Origin of the sequence: Helicobacter acinonychis, assembly GCF_900461455.1 — a bacterium.
Taxonomy (GTDB): Bacteria; Campylobacterota; Campylobacteria; order Campylobacterales; family Helicobacteraceae; genus Helicobacter; species Helicobacter acinonychis.
This window is the reverse complement of record NZ_UGIA01000001.1, coordinates 1,418,449-1,443,075: the sequence shown is the minus strand read 5'-3', so window position 1 is coordinate 1,443,075 and position 24,627 is coordinate 1,418,449. Positions and strand designations below refer to the sequence as shown.

Sequence of the window (24,627 nt, the reverse complement as noted above, 5' to 3'; positions counted from 1 at the left end):
GGCTTATAGGGGGTTAGTGAGCAAGTATTTTAAAAGGGTTTGGCGCACTATTTCAAGGGTTGGGTATTTTGAAGAAAGGGCGTTAAAGTGGGTTGTGTTGATTAAAAAAGGTTTAGGGGCGTTTAAAAAAAGGCGGTGTTGCTCGTTTTTATTCAACTTGTCAAATTTCGTAAAAAGAGAAAGGTAAGCTTGATCGGACCTTAAAAGGGTTTGAATATTTTCTTTGGCGTTTTTATCAATTTCTAAATTCAAATGGCGTGCATCTATTAAATGGATAAAAAGCTTGATTGAAGTCCTCACACTCAACAATTCCCATAAAAACCCCTCCCATTCTTTTTTCAAGCTTTTAGAAACTTTGGCATAGCCAAACCCAGGCAAATCAATCACGCTAAAAGTGGTCGTTAAGGCGTTTTTTTTATCTTCCCAAGTGGTGGAAAAGAAATTCGCTAAACGGGTTTTTCCAGGCGTTGATGAGCTTTTAGCCAGATTTTTTCCTAATAAAGTGTTAATGAATGAGCTTTTGCCCACATTGCTACGCCCTAAAACCACCATTTCAGAAGTCAGGCTCGCAGGGCATTGTGAAAGTTGACTTGAAGAAGTGATGAAATGGGCGTCTTTAATAATAATCATGGTTTTTCTTTGGTGCTTTTCTTTCTTTGCTTCGCCTTACGATTTTCTTCGTTAATTTCCTCCATGTCAAACACGAATTTAGCGGGCCGTTTCGCACTCCCTAGCACATCAGCATAGCCTTTAGTTTTATTTAAAATGATTTCATCGCCGGTAATGACATTGGATTTCCCCACTTCTCTAACCACTGCATTTTGCAATAATTTGTATTCCCCATTCAATGCATTGTAGATGAGCTTATCAGCACTCCCACTGATTTCACGATGATCTTCTGTAAAAATATTAAAGCGCGTGTTCCCTATGGCTTCATAACGCTCTGGCTTTCGTTTATCGTTTAAAAACACGATCACTTTATTGGCGAACAGCCTATCTTTACCCTTTTTGATCTGCACATTGCCTTGAATGACGGCGGTTTTTGTTTTGTCATTCGCTACAAATTGATTGCCCGTAATCTCCAAAAGCTCTTTTTCTTTTTTCAAACTTTTATTATCTGTTTTTTGTGCACTCATCATGCTCAAAATCCCAAGACAACACATAAGAAAACACCACCAACGCATTAAAACCCTCCTTTGAAAGCGGGGAATTTTTTCTTTCCTTTTTGGCTTTGCTTGATTTCATCTAAAAATAAGTTAGCTTGAATGCTTTGCGCTTCAATAATGGCTAAAGCATGCGAATAAGAAATATCAAGCCCTTCAATTTTACTATTCTTTGAAGTGAGAATGAAACGACCCTTGCCTTTAAAATTTTGCTCCTTATGGTCATAAATCCCTGTTTCACTCCAAAAACTAGAATCATCGCTTCTTGTGTAAGTTACCCCATTAGGGAAGAAATACAAATCCTGCTGCCGTTTGGCTTTAGGAGACTCAACGCTTTCAATCATGTCTTCATCATAACGGCTGATTTTAGAATCAAAAAAGATTTCATAATCATCGTATTGCAAGGCTTTTTTACCCTCTATGGAAAGATCAAGGATTTTATCGTTGATTTGAAACGCTTTAAAATTTTCTAATTCAATTTTAGGGATATTTTCTTTAGAAACCACGCTAGTAGGTTGGGAGCGTAAAAAGAAAAAAACTAACCCTATCGTAATGAAAGATAAAACAATAAAAAAGTTTAAAACGCTATTAGAGGTAAAGCTTAAGCGCTTCATCTTGTAGGCCTTCTAATTCTAAAAGATAATCAATCGCTTCCCTAACAGCCCCCCTACCCCCCAAATTTTGCAACACTCTATAAGCCTTGCTTTTAATGATAGGGTGCGCATCAAAAGGGGCAAAACTCAAAGCGCATGCCTTAAACATGCCCAAATCGTTATAGTCATCGCCCACGCATGCGATTTCGTTTGCATCCAATTGCAAGTCTTTTTTGAGCCGCTCTATAACTGCACTTTTATTTTCAACACCCATAAAAACGAGCTGAACGCCTAAACTCTCCATGCGTTTTTTGACCATTATTGAAGTTCTTCCTGTAATAATAGCGATTTTTTTGCCTAATTTTTGCCACAGCATCATGCCAAGCCCATCTTTGACATTAAAAGCCTTGAGCTCGTGAAAATTTTCATCAAAATACAACGACCCATCCGTGAGCGTACCATCCACATCTAAAAGCAATAATTTAATCATTCTCTCGTTAATACCGCATTTTGATTGTATTGTTTCATAAAATCTCTAGCCTCTTCTTCGCTTTGAAACCCTTGGATTAAAACCTTATACAACCCCTCTTTAAAAGCAACCTTAACACTGTAATTCCTGCTCTCTATTTGCAATTTATCCACTAAAGTCTTGGCTCCCATTTGGTTTCTAAAAGCCCCCATTTGTAAGGAAAATTTCCCTCCGCTCACGCTTTTTTCACTCTCGCCAACTCTAAATTCTTTGTGCAAAATCTTTGAAGAATTGGCGTTAAACGATTGCTCATATTGTTTGGAGATAACCCCGCTAAAACCCAAAATAATAAGGCGGACGCTGGCCGTACCTTTTTTAACCATATCAATATCCCTAGCGGCCGCATTAGACAAATCAATGATGCGATCACTCACAAAAGGACCTCTATCGTTAATGCGCACAATGGTGCTTAAATTATTTTCAACATTAATGACTTTGACAATGGTGTTCATGGGTAAAGTCTTGTGCGCAGCGGTGTGGGCGTACATATTATAAATTTCCCCATTACTCGTCTTTTTGGCATGGAAATTGGGACCATACCAGCTCGCAATACCATCAAATTTTTCGCCTAAATCCACTTTAGTGGGGTAATACCACTTGTCTCCCACTTGATAAGGGCGCATGGTAGCTCTTTGGATCGCACTAGAATCACGCATGCCATTATTTAGGTTTTGGGTTTTTGCACTAGTGTCTTGCACATTGGTGTGATGTTTGAAATGGCGTTCAAAAAAATTGCGTTTATAGGTGGCTTTTTTGGTCACGGGGTCATAGTCTTTAGCGTTTTCATAAGCACGCAAGCCTTCATGCTTGTAAGATAAATTTTTGACCCCATCGTTTTTAGTCGTGCAAGCACTAATTAAAAGGACAAGCCCTAAAAAACAAATTTTTTTCAACGCCCACCCCATTAAAATTCCCTTATAGCGATGAGTTTTTTATTGGCAGGGATGAGCAAGCGTTGGCGGGTAAAGATATTGGAATCTTTAAGATTGTTGGCTAATTGGATGCTTGAAATGCTGACATGGTAGCGTTTAGCAATAGAAAATAGGGTTTCTTTAGGCAAGACGACATGGGTGATAAAAGGGCTTTTGGTTTGAGCACTTTTATGCTGCTTAAACTGGTGTTGTTTGAAAAGAGCGAGTTTTTCATAAGGGATATAGATGGTGTAAGTGGGATCTTTAGAGGGCAAAACATTGTAGCGGAATTGGTGGTTGTAAGATTTTAGGGTCTCTAAACTCAAGTTTAAACTTTTGGCGACTTGGACTAAAGAGATATGCCTTTTAAACGGAACGCCAACCAAACTCACCCTCGCCCCACGATTGAGCAAATACTCTTTGTTTTTGAGATTGTCTAGGTTGTTGAATTTTAACGCTAGGCTTAAAATGGAGCGGATATAATCCCTCGTTTCTTTGGGGAGGTATTTTTTATCCTCATCAAGCAAGATCTTAATATCCGAAGTGCCGGCGGCTTTAATGGCGTTTTGAACCTTTCGTAAGCCGTAATTATACGCCATAGCGACCAAATACCACTCTCCAGTTTGCTTGTATAACTGTTTTAAATAAACGATAGCCGCTTTGGTGCTTTTAATGGGATCTCTTCTTTCGTCAATGTAATGATTGACTTTAAGGTGCAATTCTTTCGCCGTGCTTGGCATGAACTGCCAAATCCCCACTGCTCTTTTCCTGCTATAAGCCCTTGTTGAAAAGTGAGACTCTGCCATCGCTAAAAACAAGAATTCCTGTGGGACGCTCGCTTCTCTTAACATGTTTTTTATGATGGGGATAAATTGGTAATTCGCATCAAACCTTTTGACCAACCTCCGCCATTCCTCTTCTTCATTCATTTTTTTTAAAACGCTTGGCATTTGGGATAAAAAGCTCGCATTAACCCCAAAAGCTTCTAACGCTTTGGTGTCAATACTAGATTCAAAAGCGATCTTAGCTTGGCTCAAAGAAGCCAATAAAAGCCAATGAGTCATTAAAAAAAACAGCCATTTTGTATTAAAATATTTCATTCTTTTTTAAAATCCTAATAATTTGATAAGTTTAATAATGGCTCTAATTATACCAAACTTGAATAATACTTTTTTAAATACAACTTTACTTTTAAGGGAAGTTAAAGAGCGTTTGGGCGTTATGCGTGCTTAAAGAAGCGAGCTCTTCAGTCTCTATATTAATTATTTCGGCAATTTTTTGAGCGATTAAAGGGATATAAGTAGGGCTATTTCTAGTGCCTCTAAAAGGGTGTGGGGTCAAATAAGGCGAATCCGTTTCTAAAAGAAGCCTGTTTTTAGGGATTTTAGGGAGGATTTCTACCAACCTTTTAGCATTCTTAAAAGTGCTAACCCCCCCTATCCCATAATAAAAACGATCGCTCAATTCCAAAAGCATGCCATCAGCATTAAAACAATGCAACACCCCAAAAGCTTTAGGATAATTTTTTAAAAGATTCAAACTATCAAAACTCGCTTCTCTAATGTGGACAATCAAAGGCTTCTTGTGTTTGACAGAAAATTCAATTTGTTTTGTAAAAATTTCTTTTTGTTTGTTTTTGTAATTTTCTCTTTCATTCAATTTAGGCAAGCGGTAGTAATCCAATCCGCATTCGCCTATCGCCACGCATTTTTCATGCCCAACAAACGCTTCAAACAAGCTTTCATCAAAGCTATCCGCATCATAAGGATGAGCACCTATGGCAAAAAACACGCCTTCATGTTTTTCGCTAATCTCTATTGCTTTATTCAAATCTTTCATGTCCGCACCTGGAATCACGCATTTAGAAACGCCTTTTTCTAAGCTTTCTTTTAACACTTCTTCTAAATCGTTTTCATAATCCTTGTGGTCTAGATGGCAGTGCGTATCAATAAACATGCTTATCCTATGGTTTTATTTAATATGTTATAATAACTGAGCATTTTAACATAAGGAAAATAACAACCAATTATGTTTAGTGGGTTAATCCATAAAATAGCTAAAGTGAAAAGTTTTAAAAACAATGTTTTAAGTATAGAAAGCGATCTTAGTCCCAAGCTTGGCGATAGCATTGCGATTAATGGGGCGTGTTTGACCGCCATAGAAAGTTCAAAAACGCATTTTAGCGTGGAATTGAGCCAAAAAACCCAAAACAGCGTGGCGTTAGAAAATTACAAGGATTTAGTCCATATTGAGCCGGCCCTAAAAGCGAACGCTAGGTTAGATGGGCATTTTGTGCAAGGGCATATTGATGCGATAGGGGTAGTTGAAAAAATCATTCACAACGCTAACCAAGTGGATTTTTTTATCAGCGCTTCTAAAGAAACGCTTTTATTGTGTGTTGAGCAAGGCTCTATTGCGATTGATGGGGTGAGTTTGACCTTGAGCAAGGTGGAAGAAAAAGGGTTTTGGCTAACGATCATTTCTTACACTTTAGAAAACACCCTTTTTAAGACTTATAAACTCAAAAGGCGCGTGAATATTGAAACCGATTTGTTAGTCCGTAGCGTTGCGTCTATTTTAAAAAAAACAAGAGGGTTTGAAAAAAATGTTTCTTGGAATGAAGCCGACGCCTTGACTTTAGGGTATTAGATGAATAAAACCATAAAAGCCGCCGCTCTAGCTTATAACATGGGGCAAGATCATGCCCCAAAAGTGATCGCAAGTGGGGTGGGCGAAGTGGCAAAAAGGATCATTCAAAAAGCTAAAGAATACGATATAGCGCTCTTTTCTAACCCCATGCTAGTGGATTCGCTTTTAAAGGTGGAATTAGACAGCGTGATACCTGAAGAATTGTATGAAAGCGTGGTGCAAGTGTTTTTGTGGCTCAATAGCGTAGAAAATGATGCACAAATGTCTAAGTGAGTTAAAATCAAACGATGGTAGTAGAATTAAAAAATATTGAAAAGATTTATGAAAATGGGTTTCATGCTTTAAAGGGCGTGGATTTAGAGTTAAAAAAAGGCGATATTTTAGGTGTGATAGGCTATTCAGGGGCAGGGAAATCCACGCTCATTCGCTTGATTAATTGTTTGGAGCGCCCCAGTTCTGGCGAAGTGTTAGTCAATGGGGTTAATTTATTGCAATTAAAGCCTAAAGAATTGCAAAAAGCGCGCCAAAAAATAGGCATGATTTTCCAGCATTTCAATTTATTGAGCGCTAAAAATGTGTTTGAAAATGTTGCTTTCGCCCTAGAAATCGCCCAATGGGAAAAAAATAAGATTAAATCTAGGGTGCATGAATTATTGGAATTAGTGGGGCTAGAAGATAAAATGCATTTTTATCCTAAACAGCTAAGCGGTGGGCAAAAACAGCGCGTGGCTATTGCTAGGAGTTTAGCGAATTACCCTAATTTGTTGCTTTGCGATGAAGCCACATCAGCCCTTGATTCTAAAACCACGCATTCTATTTTAACGCTTTTAAGAGATATTCAAAAAAAGCTTGATTTGAGCGTTGTTTTCATCACGCACGAAATTGAAGTGGTTAAAGAGCTGTGCAATCAAATGTGTGTGATAAGCAACGGCAAAATTGTAGAAAGAGGTTTGGTGGAAGAAATTTTTGCTAACCCTAAACATGCCGTCACTAAAGAATTGATTGGTATTAAAAACGAGCATGCAGATAAGAAATCGCAGAATGTTTATCGTATCGTGTTTTTAGGGGAGCATTTAGATGAGCCGATCATTTCTAATTTAATCAGGCGTTTTAAAATAGATGTGAGCATTATTTCGGGCAATATTGAAGAGCTTACGACCAAAGATATAGGGTATTTAGTGGTGCGGTTTTTAGGTAGCATTGCGGAAACGCAAAGGGCTTTAGAGTATTTAAACGCTTTAGGCTTGCAAGTGGAAAAATTAAAGGATTAAAATGATTGCTCAAATGCTAATTCAAGCCACGCTAGAAACGCTTTATATGGTGTTTGTGGCGAGTTTTTTGGCTGTTGTTTTTGGCTTGCCTTTAGGGGTTTTATTGTTAGTGAGTAAAAAAGGGCATTTGTTAAACAAGCCCCTTTTGCATAAAATTTTAGACACTTCTATCAACATGACTCGCTCTTTCCCTTTTATCATTTTGATTATTTTGCTTTTGCCTTTATCGCGCTTTTTGATTGGCACAAGCATTGGCTCAAGTGCGAGCATTATCCCACTAGCCATTTCAGCCATTCCTTTTGTCGCAAAGCTTTTTGAAAATTCTTTGATGGAAGTAGAGCATGGCAAGATTGAAACCACTTTAAGCTTGGGAGCGTCTCATTTAGGAGTTATTAAAATGATGCTTTTAGAGAGCCTACCCTCTTTAGTGAATAATATCACTATTACTTTAATTTCTTTAATAGGTTATTCAGCTATGGCAGGAGCTTTAGGAGCTGGTGGATTAGGGGATTTAGCCATTAGGATTGGTTATCAAAGTTATAGGGGCGATGTGCTTTTTTATGCGGTAGTCGTCATTATCGTTTTAGTGCAAATCATTCAAAGCGCTGGGGATTATTTGGTAAAACGCTTGAGAAGGCATAAGTATTAGGGTTTTGGCTCTCTTAACCCTTTTTTAATCATTTTTAATCACAAAATAACCAACGCCCCAAAAGTCAAGGACAAACCCACTTATAAGGAAACCCTAAGCTTAAGGGAACACTCTTGAACTCAGCGTTTCATCAAAAACACTATTTTAAACCAAGAAATTGAAATTTCAAGGTATAATACTTTCCAAGAGCGTTTATCGTGCACTTTAGACATGATGGCTCCTTTTGAGAACAGATTTGCCCCATATTGCGACTATGGGGCGTGATGAAATCCTACAACAAACCCGCTTTAAAGCCCTTAGATCAAACCATAAATCCCTCTAACTACGATATAATCTCAAAATTTATTGACTTAAGGGGCATGTTTGGCATTATCATTTCATCTAAAGTTTTTAAAGCCCCTAACTTGTCTGCAAGCCAGTTTGCTTTATAGCCTTATTTTTGGTGCGTTGTATCATTTCCCCTTATTCGTGTATGCTTATACAGAAAGCCATCAAATAAGTCTTATAGCAATTATCGCTATCGCGCTTTTTTGCGTTAATGGCGCTCTTTTTTTGGCGTTAGGTTTGATCTCTTCTTCTTTAATGCGTTGGAGCGCGATTGTTTTTAGTTTGCTCAATTCCATCGCTTTCTATTTCATTAGCGTTTATAAGGTGTTTTTAAATAAAAGCATGATGGGTAATGCCTTAAACACCAACACGCATGAAGCTTTAGGTTTTTTAAGCGTTAAATTATTCATTTTTATCGTTATTTTTGGGGTGTTGCCTGGCTATATCATCTATAAAATCCCCCTTAAAGCCTCTTCTAAAAAAGCGTGCTTTTTAGCCCTTTTAATATTGGTTTGCATCTTTATCGCTAACGCTTTGATCAACGCTAAAACCTGGCTATGGTTTGACAAGCATGCGAAATTTATAGGAGGTTTAATCCTACCCTTTGCTTATAGCGTGAATGTTTTTAGAGCGAGCGCTCTTAAACTTTTCGCCCCCACTATCAAGCCGCTCCCTCTTTTTTCCCCCAACCATTCTCATACATTTGTAGTGCTTGTCATAGGCGAAAGCGCTAGGAAGCATAATTACGCCCTTTATGGCTATGAAAAACCCACCACCCCAAAATTAAGCAAACGATTAGCCGATAATGAACTCACTCTTTTTAACGCCACTTCTTGTGCCACTTACACGACAGCGAGTTTAGAATGCATTTTAGATTCTTCTTTTAAAAATAGCTTTAGCACCTATGAAAACTTACCCACTTACTTGACTAAAGCCGGTATCAAAGTCTTTTGGTATAGTGCTAATGATGGCGAAAAGAATGTTAAGGTTACGAGCTACCTTAAAAACTATGAATTGATTCAAAAATGCCCTAATTGTGAAGCTATCGCCCCTTATGATGAATCCTTGCTCTATAATGTGCCTAACCTTTTAAAAGAGCACTCTAACGAAAATGTCTTACTCATCTTGCACCTTGCCGGATCGCATGGCCCAAACTATGACAAAAAAGCACCTTTAAATTTTATGGTGTTTAAGCCTTATTGCTCAAGTGCTGACTTGTCTTCTTGCTCCAAAGAAAGTTTGATTAACGCCTATGACAACACCATTGTTTATAACGACTATGTGTTAGACAAGCTCATTAGCATGCTTGAAAACGCCAAACAACCTGCCTTAATGATTTATTTGAGCGATCATGGCGAGAGTTTGGGCGAAGGAGCGTTCTATTTGCATGGCACTCCTAAAAGCATCGCCCCTAAAGAGCAATACGAGATCCCCTTTATCGTTTATGCTAACGATCTTTTTAAGAAAGAGCATTCCATCATCCAAACCCAAACCCCAATCAGCCAAAATACCATTTTCCATAGCATTTTAGGGGTGTTTGAAGATTTTAAAACCCCTAGCATTGTTTATCGCCCTTCTTTAGATTTATTTAAGCGCAAAAAAAGAGTAAAATAACACGCATGAAAAAGTTCTCATTCAAACAAAAATTTTGTGAAAGCTTACCCAAAAGCTTTTCTAAAACTCTGTTGTCGTTCAGCTTGGGCTTGATTTTATTAGGTATTTTTGTCCCTTTCCCTAAAATCCCTAAACATCAAAGCGTGCCTTTAGTGTTTCATTTCACCGAGCATTATGCACGCTTCCTCCCTACGATTTTATCTGTGGCGATCCCTTTAATCAAAAGAGATGTGATAGGGCTTTTTCAAGTCGCTAACGCCTCTATCGCTACGACCCTTCTCACGCACACCACCAAAAGGGTCTTAAATAATGTAACAATCAATCATCGGCGTTTGGGCGAGCGCCCTTATGGGGGTAATTTCAACATGCCAAGCGGCCATTCGTCTATGGTGGGTTTAGCGGTAGTGTTTTTAATGCGCCGTTATTCTTTTAAAAAATATTTATGGCTCTTGCCTTTAATCCCTTTAACCATGCTCACTCGCATTTATTTAGACATGCACACCATTGGCGCAGTGTTTGCTGGGCTTGGTATTGGGGTGCTGTGCGTGAGTCTTTTCACAAGTTGGAAAAAATCCTAAAAAGCCCTAATTCCTGTTTTTATAATCTTCATAAGAAAAGTTTTTAAGGATTTTGAAACCTTGTTCGTCTATTTTAGCTAGGCTTGGGAGCGGAATGCCGTTAAACGAATTGTTTTTAACGATCGTATAATGGAGCATGTCTTTAAATAAGATTTTATCGCCCCTTTTTAAAGGCGTATCAAAACTAAAGCTCCCCATAAAATCCCCCGCCAAACAAGTAGGACCGCCCAAAAAGTAAGAAAACGCCCCTTGATTTTCGCCCTTTTCAACTTCAATAAGCTCTCCATCGTTTTCTATGGAGATTTTAAGAATGCTAGGGCGATAAGGCATCTCTAAGCAATCGGGCATGTGAGCGCTAAAAGAAGTGTCTAAAATCGCAATTTCTTGGTCGTTTTTAATGATGTCTATCACGCTTGCGAGCAAAAACCCGCATTGCCACCCTATGGCTTCCCCAGGCTCTAAAATCACTTCTATGTTGCAGTAGCGTTCTTTAAAATCTTTGATCGTTTGAATGAGCAAATCCACATCATAATCGCTTCTAGTGATATGATGCCCTCCACCAAAATTCACCCACTCCATGCCCTCTAAATAAGGCTTGAAATGCCTTTCTACATGCTCTAAAGTCCTACACAAAGCATCAGCATTTTGCTCACAATGCGTATGGAAATGCAACCCATTCACCCCTTCTAAACCATGCTCTTTGACCCCTTTTTCAAATTCGCTAGGCACAATCCCTAACCGGCTTGCTTTAGAGCATGGGTTATAAATCGCTGGGGTTACTTCACTATAAAGGGGGTTGATCCTTAAACCCATTTTAATGGGGCTTAAGCCTAAGTTTTCTAATTGTTTGTTTTTCTCTAAAATCCTGTCTTTGTAGGTGGTATATTGATAAAAAGAGTTAAAAATAATGCTTGTGGCTAGGGGTAAAATGGCATTGATTTCAGCCTCCTTAAAGGCTGGGCTATAAACGCAAATTTCTTTCTGACTCTCTCGCCCCCCAAATTCTTCAAAAGCGAGCTTGGCTTCATAAAGACCGCTCGCACAACACCCATTCAATTTTTTCCTTAAAATTCCAAACTCGCGCCAAAACGCATACCCTTTTAAAGCGAGCAAAATTTTTGCCCCACTTTGTTGGTGCACAATCTCTAAGATGTTGGCGTTTTTTTCTAAGCGTTCGCTCTCTAGCACATAGCAAGGGGTGGGGATAGCACTGTATTGTTTCATGCTAATTCCAAAAATTGCTTAACCACTCGCTGTATGTCTTTGGGGTTAGATTTAGAGATGAAATCATCCGCCTTTAAACTCCTAGCCATGTCTTCATTAGAGCTACCGCTCATAGAAGAATTGACCACGATAGGGATTTTTGAAGTCAAAGGGTTGTTTTTAACCTGCTTGATCACTTCAAAACCGCTCGCTTCTGGCATTTCTAAATCGGTGATAATAAGACCAATGTTACTGATATTTGTTGTTGGGCTGAATAAATGCTCCAATAAGGTTTTGCCATTAATAAAGTCTATGTGCTTGACCCCTAATTTGTCTAAAATCATTTGCATGGTTTTTAAAACGCTTGGGGAGTCATCAGCAAGGAGAACGCACTGGTTAGAATGGATTTTAGAGAGCATTTCTAAATCGCTGTGTTTTTCTTCTTCAATCCAAGGGAACACATCTATAAGCATTTTTTCAATATCCACCACTTGCACCAAACGCCCATCAAAATAGCGCGTGCGGCTCACGAGCTTGTTATTGCCTGTAGATCCCCCTAATCCAGAGCTTTGCTCCATTTCAGTCCATTTCTTGCTTAAGATCCTATCCGCTTCATAGATCCTAACCCCTATAGTCCAACGGGAAAATTCACAAATCATAATGATGTCGTCTTCGCCCTTGTCTTTTTCTATTTTATAAGGGCGTAAATCCTTGTTTTTGTTTTGGCTGTCATAATAAAACCATTTTTTCATATCAATCAAAGGAATAGTGAGCTCTCTTATAATGATTAGCCCTTCAACTAGCGAATTGTTTTCGTGGCTAATGATAGTGAGATTGCCATGGTATTTCACCACTTCACGGATCTTAAAGACATTGACCGCATACAAATCCTTGTTTTTACCCAACCTAAAACACAACAATTGCAACTCGTTATTTTTATGCAAGCTCGTAACTTGATCAATGTTCGCTAAACTATCAGCCATGACTTCCCCTTAAGTTTTTATTAGTGGATTATATCGTTTTTTGCACCTGCACTTGAAAGCTAAATGTTACTTTAGGGTTTCTTTTTATATTTTTTAAGTTTATTCCAACTGCTTTAAAATAAACCCGTTTTTAAAACTGCGCACATATAAAATATTATGGCGGTTAGAACAAAAGACTTTTGGGGCTGCCACAAACCCTGAAAGCAATTCTTTAGCGTCAATGACTTCAGGGCTTTCAAGCGATTTTTTGCAAGGTTTTAAAGAAAACGAAAACGCCTCGGTGGAGTCGGCTTTGACTTTATAATGTTCAAAAGCCTTGTTGTCGATACGCATAACATAGAATTTATGTGCAAAAATGCTCGTGTTTCTCGTGTCTGCAAAGGTGCTTATGCCTGAATACAATGAAGTGATTAACCCCCCAAAAAACCCTAAATAATAATTTGCAATCGCTTGCAAACCCACCTTAAGAGTGGCAGATAAAATGGCTCTGGTGATGATATAGGGCAATTGCTTCCTAAACTCGCTCGCAACCACTGCATCTATTAAAGATAGCGTTTCAAAGGGTGTCGTTTTATTTTTCTCTTCAAGGGTGAAATTACGATAAAACGCTTCCCCTTTTTCCAACTTTGGGAAAGCCAGACTCGCATTATAAACCGAATCAATCATGACAATAGGCACATCGATTTTGAATTCGCTTTTTTGCGGCTCTTTGCCATCTTCAATGATGATCCAAGTGAAATGGCTTTTATTAGGGTTTTTAAAATAGAGCAAGTCTTTAGCCACAAAAGAGCTTTGAGTGATTCCATAAGCTTCGTTAAGATAGCCTAGCCCCTTATTTTTATCCCCATCTAAAGCGTAAAACAACCCTGAAAGATAGGAAACTGCCGGATTGATTAAGCCCTGATAGGCGTGGTATTTGTCTAAATTGGAGTAGGTATTACTTAAAAGCTCGCCCACTTTTTCCCTAGAGCGTTCCATATTGACATTGTGTTTTTTGCTAGTGTCCATTTCTTTGATGGCTTTTTGGACTTCTTTATAATAAAATTCTTTAGCCCTGCGTTGGCGCTCGTTCGCGCGATTGAATTGCACCCTAGCGTTCGCACTGTCGTTTAAAAGCATGTAATCTATGGCTTTATAGTAGTTGATCAAAACGCTTTCATAGATATTCCCACCATAAGCACGCACATTATCATTAATAATGGTAGCGCCCACATAACTAACCCCCTTTAAAAAAGCGTTCTGCGTCTTATCAAAGCGATCTTCAGCCTTGTCTAGCACCTCTAAAGAAGTCTTATAATCCCCTGCATACAAAGCACTCAAGCCATTTTGCAAATCCCATAAAAGAGCGTTCTTTTTTTTCTTGGTGAATTGTTTGGAAAATTCATAAGCTTGTTTAGGGCTTTCTTCATAATAGAGCGTGTTAAAATGGGCTAAATTCGCACGATAACCAATGCAACCGCTTAAGCATAAACCTACAATAACCCCCATCAATAAAGTGAATGATTTCAATATAGCCCTTTTTGGAATTTGCATGCATGAATTTGAGTGTATCATAACATTTTTATGAAAACATAAGCTTTTTATGGCTAAAATGTTCCCTAAGCTCTTATTTAGACCTATGCAATAGGATTTTAGGGTAACGCTTCAGGGTAGGAATACAGCAGAGTCCCCTAATTTCTTGTGTGCCTTAGCCATCTGAATAGGAGTGTTTCAATTAAAACTAACTCTTCAAAAGTTTTTCACGCCATTCTTTAGGATAGTCTTTTTGTAGCGCTTTCACTTTATTGACATGACTAGAGTCTGAATTAAAGATTTTCAAATAACGCCCCAAGCTCTCCAAACTCACATCAATCATGTTAGAACTCCCATTACCTAAATTTTTGACTAAAACCTGTCTGGCATACAAAGGGGTGTTTTCTAAAAAAGAAATTTCAGTTTCGCTCAAAGGCACATTGAAATGATTTTTCAATTCTCTAGCGTTTTTTTGCGGATACAAAATAAGAGTCCCCATGTTGCTTAAAAAACTATGGGCGTTTTTGACCCCACTCAGTTGGTAAATATCTTGCAAGGCTAACACCACCACGCCATTAGCTTTTCTGGCTTGCGTGATTAAAGCGTTAATTTTAGTGTTCAATAAATCGTTTTCCACATAGGATTTAAACTCGTCTAAAAAAACCAAAAAACCGCTATCGTTTTTCCTGGATTCTTCTAAGATTTTATAAAACAAATAATAGGCTAAAAGCCCTAAATCTTTAGGGTTTTGAGTGATTGTGTCTAGATTGATCACATTTAAAAAAGCGTTGGAATTGAATGCGTCATTCAGGGCGTTAAAAAGGGGGTTATTCAAATACGGCTCTAAACTCAAACCCAATTGGTTAGATGAGGTTCTTTTAAGCGTTTCTTTAAAATCTAGCAAACTAAAGGCTTTAGGGTATAAAGTCTCATAAAGGCTCTTAATCGCACTAGAAATCGCATTCATGTCTTCTAGGGCTTCTTTATTCCTTGAAGGCGTAAGATCAAACATGCTCAAAAAGAAAGATTGCAAAAACTCTAAATTTTGCAAATTAGGCTCTAAACAAAAGGGGTTGATGCTAAAAGATTTGCCGTCATGGTAATACCCTTTAAAAAACTCTGTGAAAGAATACAGCCCTTGCATCCTATCAAAGGCTAAAAGGCGCATGTTTTGGTATTTCAAAGCGCTCATCATCAAAAAGCTCATCAGCGTGCTTTTACCGCTCCCAGTAGCCCCTATGATTAGCGTATGCCCATTCACTCTAGGGATTTCTTTAGCGTTTTTGTGGCCCACTTCTTGGTTGTGGAAATTGAATAAAAAAGGGGAATAATCCAAATTTTTAAACACACTCAAAGGGCTATTCCCCCATGAATTAGCCTTAAAACCTAAATTTTGCCTTTCAAAGACCATTAAACACGCTAAGGCTTTAGAGGTTAAAAAACGCAAGCGGTGGTTTAAATGGATGCATTCAGGGAAAAAAGAAAAATACCCTCCCTTCAAGCCAAAAGTTTCTATAACACCCACTAAGTTTTCTTTAAATAAAAGCCCTAAAATTAAGCTTGTTTGAGCGTCTAATCTCCCTAAACTAGGGGCTTTAATAAGAATGTTTAAAGCGAATTTTTGCATGGATAATCGTTTGGTTTTGACCAGTTCTTGGTATTCTAATAATTCGTTTTTAACGAGACCAGACATGCTAAACTTAGCCCTTTCTTTTAAAAAACTCAGCGTTTTATGCACACTCATAGGCTCTATGGAAAAGATAATATCTAATGGTGTCTCTTGGTATAAGAGTGCCCCAATCGCTATGGAGGTGATGCGTTCGCTCTCATAGGCTTTAATGCCAATCAAGCGGTTGTAAATTTTTTGATTGAAGCTTTCTTGAATGAAATAATCTTTTTCAAAAGTAACAGAACTAGCGATATAGCTATCGCTCAAATACCCTCCTACTAAAGGCTTTAAAGGCAGTTCAAACCCATTGATGTATTCTGCGTAAAAATTCAAAACTTCTTTAGAGTTTAAGAGTTTGGGGGCATAATTTTTGAGTTGGATTTCTAAACTTCTTAAAGTTTCTTGTAAAAAATGCACTTTATAAGAGAGAATATCCTTAAAATTTTCTCTATTAGCGTGCATTAAGGATTTTTTCTTATGCTCTAAAACGCCTTGCAAGGAATGCGTGCTTTCTAAAACTAAAAAATACTGATTCTCATACACTTCTTTGTTTTCAAACTGGTTTAAAATCGCTTGCAAGTGTTGGGAATTGGCTTGAATATTTTGTTGATAATCAATTTTACGCCTTTTAACCACGATTCGCGCCACGACTTTTTCTAAAGAATCCAACGCCATTTGGCGATCCGTGAAAAGATCTTGCAATTGCTCCACGCTCAAATGGGTATAACTAACCCCCTCTAACCGGAGGACGCCAACGAGATTTTCATTTTTAGTGAGTAAAAAATGCTCATCATACAAGCCTAGGATATTGTTTTCTTCGCTCATAGAATAGCTTTTAGGCAAAACCCCTAAAAAATAGTTTGAAATTTTTTGTTTGATAGCGCTTACAAGCTTTTCTAGCATTCTATGCTCTATAACTTTTGGTTTTAGTTTTTATTCTGCTTTTAGCAATAATAATATCTGCAATATCTTCATCAAAAAATTCTAGCACGCTAAAGAGCGCTAAAAACCCCAAATACAATAAAAAAGCGCTCAACAAATCAATCCAAGGAAGCAAGATAAAAGGCACAAAAATAGAAATCAAATAAGATTTAGCGTTCAGCCACAAAAATTTTTCTTTGACCGAAATTTCACGCAAATTCTTCACGCTCGCTGATAAAATAATCATTAAAAAATTCCCATAAACCAATTCGCTAAACTAGGGGCTTTAAAGAATAGAAAAATCCCAAACACCACGCCAAGGATCGTGAATAAAATCTCTTTCCACCGGTCTAAATTCCTCCACACATAAATAGCGATCCCTATGAAAATCACCATTAAAATCCCCTTAGCAATAGGGCTTTTGAGCTGGGCTTCTAGGGCGTTAAAAAACCCCTCTAAGCCTTCAGCGAACAAGCTTGAAACACACATGCCTATTAAAAAAATGATTTTTAAAAAATGAGCGGACATCACAACCCTTTAAATGAATCTTAATAATGGTTTAAATTATCCCTAAAAAACCATTAAAACTCTCTAAAAGGGGGCTAAAAGGGGTGGCTTTTCTTTAAAAGGGGTAAAAAAGCAAAAGATGATAAAACCCTATTACTCTACGATTTGATAGACATAAGAAAGGTTGGCATGCTCTTTGGTTTGCAAGGCATTTTCTTCTAACAAGCTTTGAATCTTTTCAAAGCTGTATTGCAAGTGGTTGTAAGCAATGATTACCACCTCATCGCCTTTTTGCAAAAAATGCTCCTGTGCAAAAGGCATATAAGGGGTAGCCCCAATCGCCACCACGATTTTAGTGGGGAAATGATGGCACTCTAAAAAAGGTCTTAAAGCTTCTAAAGAGTCGCTGTCTTGTTGGTAGTTTAATCTGTCTTTGATCCAATCTAAAAGCTTTTGGTAAAAAAACTCGTATTTGAGCAATTTGCTGTTTTCCCCATAAATGTGCCAAACATTATTGTATTTTAAAAACGATGCGATAGAAAAGTTGTTACACACCCCTCCATAAACAAACCTATCAATGGGTAATTTTTGCCCAATACCTTTAGAAGCTGATGAAAAATTCTTTTTTTGTGAGAGTTTTTTGGCGTCTAGATTGCGCACAGAAGTGTCGTTAAACGCCATGAAGAAATTAGGCACAAGCTTTGAGACGAAATTTTTTTCATCGTATTTGACATCGCATTCCAAGGCGATTTCTGGTTCTGCTTGCACTTTTAAATTCAAATCATTGGGCAAAATAATCTTATGGTTATCAATGCAACAACGCCCCAAATAGCAATTTTCATATGGGATATAAAAAGGGAATAACCCTTTAGGGGCGTCCTTTTCTTCGCTTTTCATGTTAATAAAACTATGACTCTCCCCTGCCTGCTCCAAATGCCCTGCAAAATTCCCCACCACACCAAAACCTAAAAACTCCTGCATGCAAACCTCCTAAAAAACAGCTTAACGCTGATTAGAACTTTTTATTAATAGTATAAAAAGAAAACCCTTAAAACTCTTAAAAATCTCTTTTTAAGTGAATAAATACTCCCTAGCGCTCTCTTTATCCAAAGGGTGAAGCTCGCGTTTTTCATTCCCTATTTGAATGAGATAAGCTTGTTCTGTTGAAGTTTTAGCATACCCTAAAGCGATACGACCAGCTAATTCTTTATCTTCTTTACTCGCATTTTTATCCACCAAACTCAAAGGACCTTTACAACCTAACAATTCAATTTTATCCATTAAGGGGTGCTGAATGTCTAGTTTATGATTTTCCTCTTCATTCCTTGCCACCACCAAGCGGGCGTTATTGGGTAAGACAAAATAGCGCCCGATTTTGACAATCACGCTGTCTTCAAACACCATTTCTCTGTATTCTTTTAAATTCTTAATCTTATTACTCACTTGAATATCCGTAAGCAAGCACCCCCCACCCGGCTTTTCGTAATATTTCAAACCATAATCTTTAACCATTTGTAATTGCCTAGCACGCCCCCTACCATTCACATCTAAAAGCTTTTCTCTATCAACCCAACCCTTTTTTTCCATAAAAGTAGGCTCTAAGAGTTTAGCGCTCATGGGTCTTAGTAACAATTCATCTAAAAATTGCGCTTTTTCATTACTTTCTTGCGTTCTGTCTAAAATCCCATCAAAACGCACCTCTTCGCCCACCGCTCTAACCAATTTTCTCACCTGATCTAATGCTTCTTTTCTTTGAGATTTAGGGCGTTGCCCTAACACTTCCCCGCTCAAAACAAAATCTGCGTTTAGTTCAAGCATTTTATAAAACGCGTTTCTAAACATGTTGGCATGGCAGTCTATACAAGGGTTGAAATATTTCCCATAGCCGTATTTTGGCTTGAACAACACATCGTTAAAAAATTGCTCTCTAATATCACACACTAAGAGTTTAGCCCCGATTTGTGCGGTGGCGTTTTCAAAATACTCTCTTTTATCCTTATTCCCCCCAAACCCTATATTAAAGTGTAAGGCGGTTACTTCAATGCCTTGATCAATGAGTAATTTCATGGATAACAAACTATCTAGCCCCCCACTAAATAAGGCTAAAGCTTTAATCTTTTTCATATGGCGACTAATTCTCCTTGTTTTAATTTAATGATGGCTTGGCGGACCTTTTTTAAAGCGATCATTTTTTCGCTAAAAGAAAGCGGGCTTTTAGGGATTTCTTTGAGTTGCCGTTCAAAATAGCGTAAAATCAACAAACGCAATTCCTTTTCAAACCCCCCTTTTTTTAGGGGTAAATTCGCATCTAATAATAACGCAACTAATTTAGGGTCATCTAATTTTTCTTGACACAAAGCGTCAAATTCTTGTTTTTTATGCAAGAATACCCCACTATGGATATAACCCACCGCCAAATCTAATAAACTCCTGTCTTCTAAAAGATAGCGGATCACCAATTTTTCTAAAAATTCCAAACTGAGCGTGTTAGAAACATGCACAAACTTTTGAGAATAATTAGATTTTTCTGTTTTTGAATAAAAAGGTTGGAAAGATGAGCGCTCTTTGATCCCTAAAACATGCGAAGGCACTTGTAAAAGCGTAGCGATTAAGGGCTTGTATTCGCTTTGTAAAAGCAAGGAAAAGTTTTTCAAAAACCCTAACATTTCTTTAAGAGCCTTATCTTTTTCTAAAGGGTCATCCAAAACATAAGAACTCGCCATATGCCTTAAAACAAATTCAATAAAAGCTATGGGGTGCGATAACCAATTTTTTAAGGTTTCAATCTGGTTATTAGCGATCATATCCGCTGGATCTAGGTTGTTTTCAAATAAGATCACTCCCCCTTTTCTTTGCTCTTTAGCCAACATCAAGCTCGCTTTATACGCCGCATTCCTCCCTGCTTTATCCCCATCATAGCTCAAAAAAATCTCTGGCTCGCCTTTTTTAAGCAAGGGCAAATGCGATGGTGTTAAGGCCGTCCCAAGCGTGGCTATGGCATTTTTAAAACCCGCTTGGTGCAATAAAATCACATCTAAATACCCCTCTGTTACAATGACTTGTTTTTGTTTATAGATGCTTTCTTTAGCCAAATGATAGCCATAAAGCAAACTGGATTTATCAAAAAGCTTGCTTTGGGGCGAATTGATATATTTGGCTCCTTTTTCTTTTAAGGTGCGCCCTCCAAAACCCACCACTTGAGCGCTAGGGTTATAAATAGGGAACATAATGCGATCTAAAAAGCGTAAATAGGTTTTCTGATTGTTATCGTTTTTTCCTAACACGCCTAATTCAATGAGCTTGTCCTTATTCAAGCCTTTATTTTCAATGCCATGATAAATTCTATTTACGCATAACCCTAATTTAAACGCTCTGATACTCTCTATATTAAGCCCTCTTTTTTGCAAATAATCTAAAAAAAAGGGGGCGTTAAAAAGCTCTTCTTGATACAACGAGCTCACCATTTCTAAAAGGTGGTAATCTTCTTTATAATCGTAATAAACGCCTTTATCATATTCTAAAGTCACATTGAATCGGTGGGCTAGTTTCTCAAGCGCTTCCACAAACGAAAGCTTTTCAAACTCCATCACAAATTGAATGCTATCCCCACTCGCCCCACACCCAAAACAATGGTAAAACCCTTTAGCTTGATTGACGCTAAAACTCGCACTCCTTTCATCATGGAAAGGGCAACAAGCCATGTAATTAGAACCCGTTTTTCTTAAATCCACATAAGAACTAATGACTTCTACAATATCTGCAACTTGTAAAAGGCGATCAACGGAACTTTTAAGGATCATTTTAACGCTTTCACTTTTTCTTATAATTTAACTCGCTTCAACGCATTATACTCAATAAATAAAATCTTAAAAAAGGTTTGTCAATAACGCCCCTTTTTTAATCCCTATATTTTTAAACTAATGAAACTTTATACAAATAGACTTAATAATCCTTATAGCTATAATCTTATCTTTGTTTTTATGGCTTGACTTATCCCTAAAAATGCGCTATAGTTGTGTCGCTTAAGAACAATAAGCGCTAATTTCTATTTTATTTTAATCAAATTTAGGAGAACTGACATGAAGTTTCAGCCATTAGGAGAAAGGGTCTTAGTAGAAAGACTTGAAGAAGAGAACAAAACTAGTTCAGGCATCATTATCCCTGATAACGCTAAAGAAAAGCCTTTAATGGGCGTAGTCAAAGCGGTTAGCCATAAGATCAGTGAAGGTTGCAAATGCGTTAAAGAGGGCGATGTGATCGCTTTTGGCAAATACAAAGGTACAGAGATCGTTTTAGACGGCACCGAATACATGGTGTTGGAGCTAGAAGACATTTTGGGCATCGTGAATGCAGGATCTTGTTGCCATGCCAATAGTCATGATCATAAAGATCACAAGCATGCTGAAGCTTGCTGTCACGATCACAAAAAACACTAAAAACATTATTAAAGGATGAACAATGGCAAAAGAAATTAAATTTTCAGATAGTGCAAGAAACCTTTTATTTGAAGGCGTGAGACAACTCCATGACGCTGTCAAAGTAACCATGGGGCCAAAAGGCAGAAATGTGTTGATCCAAAAAAGCTATGGCGCTCCAAGCATCACAAAAGATGGCGTGAGCGTGGCTAAAGAGATTGAATTAAGCTGTCCGGTCGCTAACATGGGTGCTCAATTAGTCAAAGAAGTGGCGAGTAAAACCGCTGATGCAGCCGGTGATGGCACGACCACAGCGACCGTGCTGGCTTATAGCATTTTTAAAGAGGGTTTAAGGAATATCACCGCTGGGGCTAACCCTATTGAAGTGAAAAGAGGCATGGACAAAGCCGCTGAAGCGATCATTAATGAGCTTAAAAAGTCTAGCAAAAAAGTGGGTGGTAAAGAAGAAATCACTCAAGTAGCGACCATTTCTGCCAACTCCGATCACAATATTGGGAAACTCATCGCTGACGCTATGGAAAAAGTGGGTAAAGACGGCGTGATCACCGTTGAAGAGGCTAAGGGCATTGAAGATGAATTGGATGTGGTAGAAGGCATGCAATTTGATAGAGGCTATCTCTCCCCTTATTTTGTAACGAATGCTGAGAAAATGACCGCTCAATTAGATAACGCTTACATTCTTTTGACGGATAAAAAAATCTCTAGCATGAAAGACATTCTCCCCCTATTGGAAAAAACCATGAAAGAGGGCAAACCGCTTTTAATCATCGCTGAAGACATTGAAGGCGAAGCTTTAACAACTTTAGTGGTGAATAAATTAAGAGGCGTGTTGAATATCGCAGCGGTTAAAGCTCCAGGCTTTGGGGACAGAAGAAAAGAAATGCTAAAAGACATCGCTGTTTTAACCGGTGGCCAAGTCATCAGCGAAGAATTAGGCTTGACTTTAGAAAACGCTGAAGTGGAGTTTTTAGGCAAAGCCGGAAGGATTGTGATTGACAAAGACAACACCACGATCGTAGATGGCAAAGGTCATAGTCATGATGTCAAAGACAGAGTCGCTCAAATCAAAACCCAAATTGCAAGCACGACAAGCGATTATGACAAAGAAAAATTGCAAGAAAGATTGGCTAAACTCTCTGGCGGTGTGGCTGTGATCAAAGTGGGTGCCGCGAGTGAAGTGGAAATGAAAGAGAAAAAAGATAGAGTGGATGATGCGTTAAGTGCGACTAAAGCGGCTGTTGAGGAAGGCATTGTGATTGGTGGCGGTGCGGCTCTCATTCGTGCGGCTCAAAAAGTGCATTTGCATTTGAACGGTGATGAAAAAGTGGGCTATGAAATCATCATGCGTGCCATTAAAGCCCCACTGGCTCAAATCGCTATTAACGCCGGTTATGATGGCGGTGTGGTGGTGAATGAAGTGCAAAAACACGAAGGGCATTTTGGCTTTAACGCTAGTAATGGCGAATATGTGGATATGTTTAAAGAGGGCATTATTGACCCCTTAAAAGTAGAAAGGATCGCCTTACAAAATGCGGTTTCTGTTTCAAGCTTGCTTTTAACCACAGAAGCCACCGTGCATGAAATCAAAGAAGAAAAAGCGACCCCAGCAATGCCTGATATGGGTGGCATGGGCGGTATGGGAGGCATGGGAGGCATGATGTAAGCCCCCCTTACTTTCAATACAACTTGCTTTTTAAAATCTCTCTTCTAAAATCCCCCTTTTTGGGGGGTGCTTTTTACATTACAAAACCGCTCGCTTTAAAAAACGCATAGCGAAATGATCGCTCTATTAAAAATAAAACCTAAAAACCCTTTTAAAAACCGCTTTTAATGGTTTAGAAGAAATGGCTCAAAAATACCCTAAAACTTTTTTTGATAACAAAAACGCACTCAATGATTGCAAAAATCTTATCAATTCATGCTACATTGACGGAATCTTATTAAAGGGTCTTATTAAGACGCTTTCTGTAAGACTTGCTTACAAAATCAATCCAACCAAAAGCAAAACCAATGAAAAAGACTTTCTTACTCTCTCTTCATCGCTCTTAAACGCTGAAGGCAACGGCTTTTTGTAAGCGCAAGCTATCAAATCGGTGGGGCCACGCAAAGCGTTAAAAGCACCGGTGGGTTACAAAAACCCTCTGACGCTTATGGAAATTTAAACAACCTAGCTGCTCGGTTTCACCCTTAAACAACCTTATCAATCAGCCCAACAGCCCAAACGCCATCAATAAGTGCAAGGGGCAATTTAGGCTCAAGCGCTAGGAGTTTGCCAGATGAAAAAACCAATTCTCTTGCATATCAAGCGGCGCTTTTAGCGCTCCATGCAGCGGTGGGGTTGTGGAATGGGATAGGCTATGCGGTAATGTGCAGAAAGGGGAATGGTAGTGGGTCTAGTAACATGAATTTTGAAGACCAGCCAAGACAAGAAAGCGCGGCTGTTCAATGCAACCGGTATGAAGCCATAGGAAAAGACAAATCCATGAGCATTGAGAATTTTAAGAAACTCAATGAAGCCTGTCAAATCATCCAAGCGGCTTCAAAAAACAGGCGAGCGCGATGGTTAGAGCACTCCAAGACACTTGCCCGTATGCGCGCCCGCAAAGCGGTAATCATCCAGGTAATGGCTCTCCATGGGGCATTTCAGGAAATAGCAATAACATGCACAAGATTTTTGGCGCTTATTTCACTGCTGTCTAAAACATGATCAGCCGCGCTCAAAAAGTCGTAACGGAAACGAATTGCATTAAAAACGCTTTGAACACCAAGCCCAAAATGCGCCAGCCAATGACAACCCCTACACCAACGCCAATACAGCTTTCGCTCAAACGCTATTAAAAAACGCGCAAAGCCAAGCACGGATTTTAAGCCAAGCCGAGCAAGTGGTGAAAAACTTTGACAAATTCCCTAAAAACTTCGTAGCGGACTCTTTAGGCGTGCGCTATCAAGGAAGGCGGTGCTCATAGGGCACCAATCCAAGAGAGACGGCTTCTAACACCTAGGAGGCAGGCTTTGCACGTATGGGGAAGAGGCCATCACGCATCTCAAAAACAGCCTCGCTTGTTTTGGTAACCAAGCCGAGCGAATCAATCATGCACAAAAACTCGCCTGC

Annotated in this window: 26 protein-coding genes, 1 other RNA gene and 1 pseudogene; 12 read left to right on the top strand and 16 right to left on the bottom strand. The window is 38.6% G+C overall.

The window, feature by feature from the left end:
* Window positions 1-3 precede the first annotated feature (3 nt).
* From yihA to DYI00_RS07100, 7 genes are all read right to left on the bottom strand, one after another.
* A complete protein-coding gene (gene yihA, locus DYI00_RS07130) occupies window positions 4-630 on the bottom strand; it encodes a ribosome biogenesis GTP-binding protein YihA/YsxC (RefSeq protein ID WP_011578460.1) in 627 nt (208 codons plus the stop codon).
* Entirely contained in the window at window positions 627-1,184 is a 558-nt protein-coding gene (gene lptA / locus DYI00_RS07125) for a lipopolysaccharide transport periplasmic protein LptA (RefSeq protein WP_011578461.1), read from the bottom strand. The genes yihA and lptA overlap by 4 nt, the downstream gene beginning before the upstream one ends.
* Window positions 1,184-1,777: a hypothetical protein gene (locus tag DYI00_RS07120; RefSeq protein ID WP_011578462.1), complete on the bottom strand. Its 594-nt coding sequence runs from the start codon at window positions 1,775-1,777 to the stop codon at window positions 1,184-1,186. Before DYI00_RS07120 ends, lptA begins: the two co-directional genes overlap by 1 nt.
* Window positions 1,752-2,246: a KdsC family phosphatase gene (locus DYI00_RS07115; protein WP_011578463.1), complete on the bottom strand. Its 495-nt coding sequence runs from the start codon at window positions 2,244-2,246 to the stop codon at window positions 1,752-1,754. The genes DYI00_RS07120 and DYI00_RS07115 overlap by 26 nt, the downstream gene beginning before the upstream one ends.
* Entirely contained in the window at window positions 2,243-3,190 is a 948-nt protein-coding gene (locus DYI00_RS07110; protein ID WP_011578464.1) for a septal ring lytic transglycosylase RlpA family protein, read from the bottom strand. Before DYI00_RS07110 ends, DYI00_RS07115 begins: the two co-directional genes overlap by 4 nt.
* On the bottom strand, window positions 3,190-4,296 hold the full coding sequence (locus DYI00_RS07105) for a lytic transglycosylase domain-containing protein (RefSeq protein ID WP_104687733.1): 1,107 nt from the start codon (window positions 4,294-4,296) through the stop codon (window positions 3,190-3,192). The genes DYI00_RS07110 and DYI00_RS07105 overlap by 1 nt, the downstream gene beginning before the upstream one ends.
* Window positions 4,297-4,387: 91 nt before the next feature.
* A complete protein-coding gene (locus tag DYI00_RS07100) occupies window positions 4,388-5,152 on the bottom strand; it encodes a TatD family hydrolase (RefSeq protein ID WP_011578466.1) in 765 nt (254 codons plus the stop codon).
* Window positions 5,153-5,224: 72 nt separating this feature from the next.
* Between DYI00_RS07100 and ribE the strand changes: the two genes are divergently transcribed.
* From ribE to lpxE, 6 genes are all read left to right on the top strand, one after another.
* Window positions 5,225-5,845: a riboflavin synthase gene (gene ribE, locus DYI00_RS07095; protein WP_011578467.1), complete on the top strand. Its 621-nt coding sequence runs from the start codon at window positions 5,225-5,227 to the stop codon at window positions 5,843-5,845.
* Window positions 5,846-6,118, top strand: coding sequence for a FlhB-like flagellar biosynthesis protein (locus tag DYI00_RS07090; protein WP_011578468.1), 273 nt, complete (start codon window positions 5,846-5,848; stop codon window positions 6,116-6,118).
* Window positions 6,119-6,132: 14 nt separating this feature from the next.
* On the top strand, window positions 6,133-7,116 hold the full coding sequence (locus DYI00_RS07085; protein ID WP_011578469.1) for a methionine ABC transporter ATP-binding protein: 984 nt from the start codon (window positions 6,133-6,135) through the stop codon (window positions 7,114-7,116).
* A 1-nt stretch (window position 7,117) separates the two neighbouring features.
* A complete protein-coding gene (gene metI, locus DYI00_RS07080) occupies window positions 7,118-7,765 on the top strand; it encodes a methionine ABC transporter permease MetI (RefSeq protein ID WP_011578470.1) in 648 nt (215 codons plus the stop codon).
* A gap of 363 nt (window positions 7,766-8,128) precedes the next feature.
* On the top strand, window positions 8,129-9,706 hold the full coding sequence (gene eptA, locus DYI00_RS07070; RefSeq protein ID WP_011578471.1) for a phosphoethanolamine--lipid A transferase EptA: 1,578 nt from the start codon (window positions 8,129-8,131) through the stop codon (window positions 9,704-9,706).
* Between the two features lie 5 nt (window positions 9,707-9,711).
* A complete protein-coding gene (gene lpxE, locus DYI00_RS07065) occupies window positions 9,712-10,284 on the top strand; it encodes a lipid A 1-phosphatase LpxE (protein WP_011578472.1) in 573 nt (190 codons plus the stop codon).
* 6 nt (window positions 10,285-10,290) lie between these two features.
* On the opposite strand, the gene nspC is transcribed toward lpxE, so the two are convergent.
* The 3 genes from nspC to DYI00_RS07050 form a co-directional block, all read right to left on the bottom strand.
* Window positions 10,291-11,508, bottom strand: coding sequence for a carboxynorspermidine decarboxylase (gene nspC, locus DYI00_RS07060; protein WP_011578473.1), 1,218 nt, complete (start codon window positions 11,506-11,508; stop codon window positions 10,291-10,293).
* A complete protein-coding gene (gene cheV1, locus DYI00_RS07055) occupies window positions 11,505-12,470 on the bottom strand; it encodes a chemotaxis protein CheV1 (RefSeq protein WP_011578474.1) in 966 nt (321 codons plus the stop codon). Before cheV1 ends, nspC begins: the two co-directional genes overlap by 4 nt.
* Before the next feature lie 99 nt (window positions 12,471-12,569).
* Entirely contained in the window at window positions 12,570-14,003 is a 1,434-nt protein-coding gene (locus DYI00_RS07050) for a COG3014 family protein (protein WP_011578475.1), read from the bottom strand.
* 74 nt (window positions 14,004-14,077) lie between these two features.
* On the opposite strand from DYI00_RS07050, the gene ffs reads away from it, so the two are divergent.
* Window positions 14,078-14,175: signal recognition particle sRNA small type (gene ffs / locus DYI00_RS07045), an RNA gene on the top strand.
* Between the two features lie 15 nt (window positions 14,176-14,190).
* On the opposite strand, the gene DYI00_RS07040 is transcribed toward ffs, so the two are convergent.
* The 6 genes from DYI00_RS07040 to dnaG form a co-directional block, all read right to left on the bottom strand.
* Window positions 14,191-16,554: a VirB4 family type IV secretion/conjugal transfer ATPase gene (locus DYI00_RS07040; RefSeq protein ID WP_011578476.1), complete on the bottom strand. Its 2,364-nt coding sequence runs from the start codon at window positions 16,552-16,554 to the stop codon at window positions 14,191-14,193.
* Window position 16,555: 1 nt separating this feature from the next.
* Window positions 16,556-16,819: a hypothetical protein gene (locus DYI00_RS07035; protein ID WP_011578477.1), complete on the bottom strand. Its 264-nt coding sequence runs from the start codon at window positions 16,817-16,819 to the stop codon at window positions 16,556-16,558.
* Window positions 16,819-17,100, bottom strand: coding sequence for a TrbC/VirB2 family protein (locus DYI00_RS07030; protein WP_011578478.1), 282 nt, complete (start codon window positions 17,098-17,100; stop codon window positions 16,819-16,821). The genes DYI00_RS07035 and DYI00_RS07030 overlap by 1 nt, the downstream gene beginning before the upstream one ends.
* Window positions 17,101-17,232: 132 nt before the next feature.
* Window positions 17,233-18,060, bottom strand: coding sequence for a DUF5718 family protein (locus DYI00_RS07025; protein ID WP_011578479.1), 828 nt, complete (start codon window positions 18,058-18,060; stop codon window positions 17,233-17,235).
* A gap of 90 nt (window positions 18,061-18,150) precedes the next feature.
* Window positions 18,151-19,203 carry an MnmA/TRMU family protein gene (locus DYI00_RS07020; RefSeq protein ID WP_011578480.1) on the bottom strand — a complete coding sequence of 351 codons (1,053 nt, stop codon included), beginning with the start codon at window positions 19,201-19,203 and terminating at the stop codon, window positions 18,151-18,153.
* Window positions 19,200-20,879, bottom strand: coding sequence for a DNA primase (gene dnaG / locus DYI00_RS07015; protein ID WP_011578481.1), 1,680 nt, complete (start codon window positions 20,877-20,879; stop codon window positions 19,200-19,202). The genes DYI00_RS07020 and dnaG overlap by 4 nt, the downstream gene beginning before the upstream one ends.
* A gap of 279 nt (window positions 20,880-21,158) precedes the next feature.
* Between dnaG and groES the strand changes: the two genes are divergently transcribed.
* From groES to DYI00_RS08930, 5 genes and pseudogenes are all read left to right on the top strand, one after another.
* On the top strand, window positions 21,159-21,515 hold the full coding sequence (gene groES, locus DYI00_RS07005) for a co-chaperone GroES (RefSeq protein ID WP_011578482.1): 357 nt from the start codon (window positions 21,159-21,161) through the stop codon (window positions 21,513-21,515).
* Between the two features lie 22 nt (window positions 21,516-21,537).
* Window positions 21,538-23,178, top strand: coding sequence for a chaperonin GroEL (gene groL, locus DYI00_RS07000; protein ID WP_011578483.1), 1,641 nt, complete (start codon window positions 21,538-21,540; stop codon window positions 23,176-23,178).
* Between the two features lie 181 nt (window positions 23,179-23,359).
* A complete protein-coding gene (locus tag DYI00_RS08940) occupies window positions 23,360-23,590 on the top strand; it encodes a hypothetical protein (RefSeq protein ID WP_011578484.1) in 231 nt (76 codons plus the stop codon).
* Between the two features lie 106 nt (window positions 23,591-23,696).
* A pseudogene (locus tag DYI00_RS08935) lies at window positions 23,697-24,060 on the top strand (SabA family sialic acid-binding adhesin); the annotation flags it as partial.
* Between the two features lie 158 nt (window positions 24,061-24,218).
* Complete coding sequence (locus DYI00_RS08930; protein WP_411697125.1) at window positions 24,219-24,353, top strand: hypothetical protein; 135 nt, start codon at window positions 24,219-24,221, stop codon at window positions 24,351-24,353.
* Window positions 24,354-24,627: the final 274 nt, after the last annotated feature.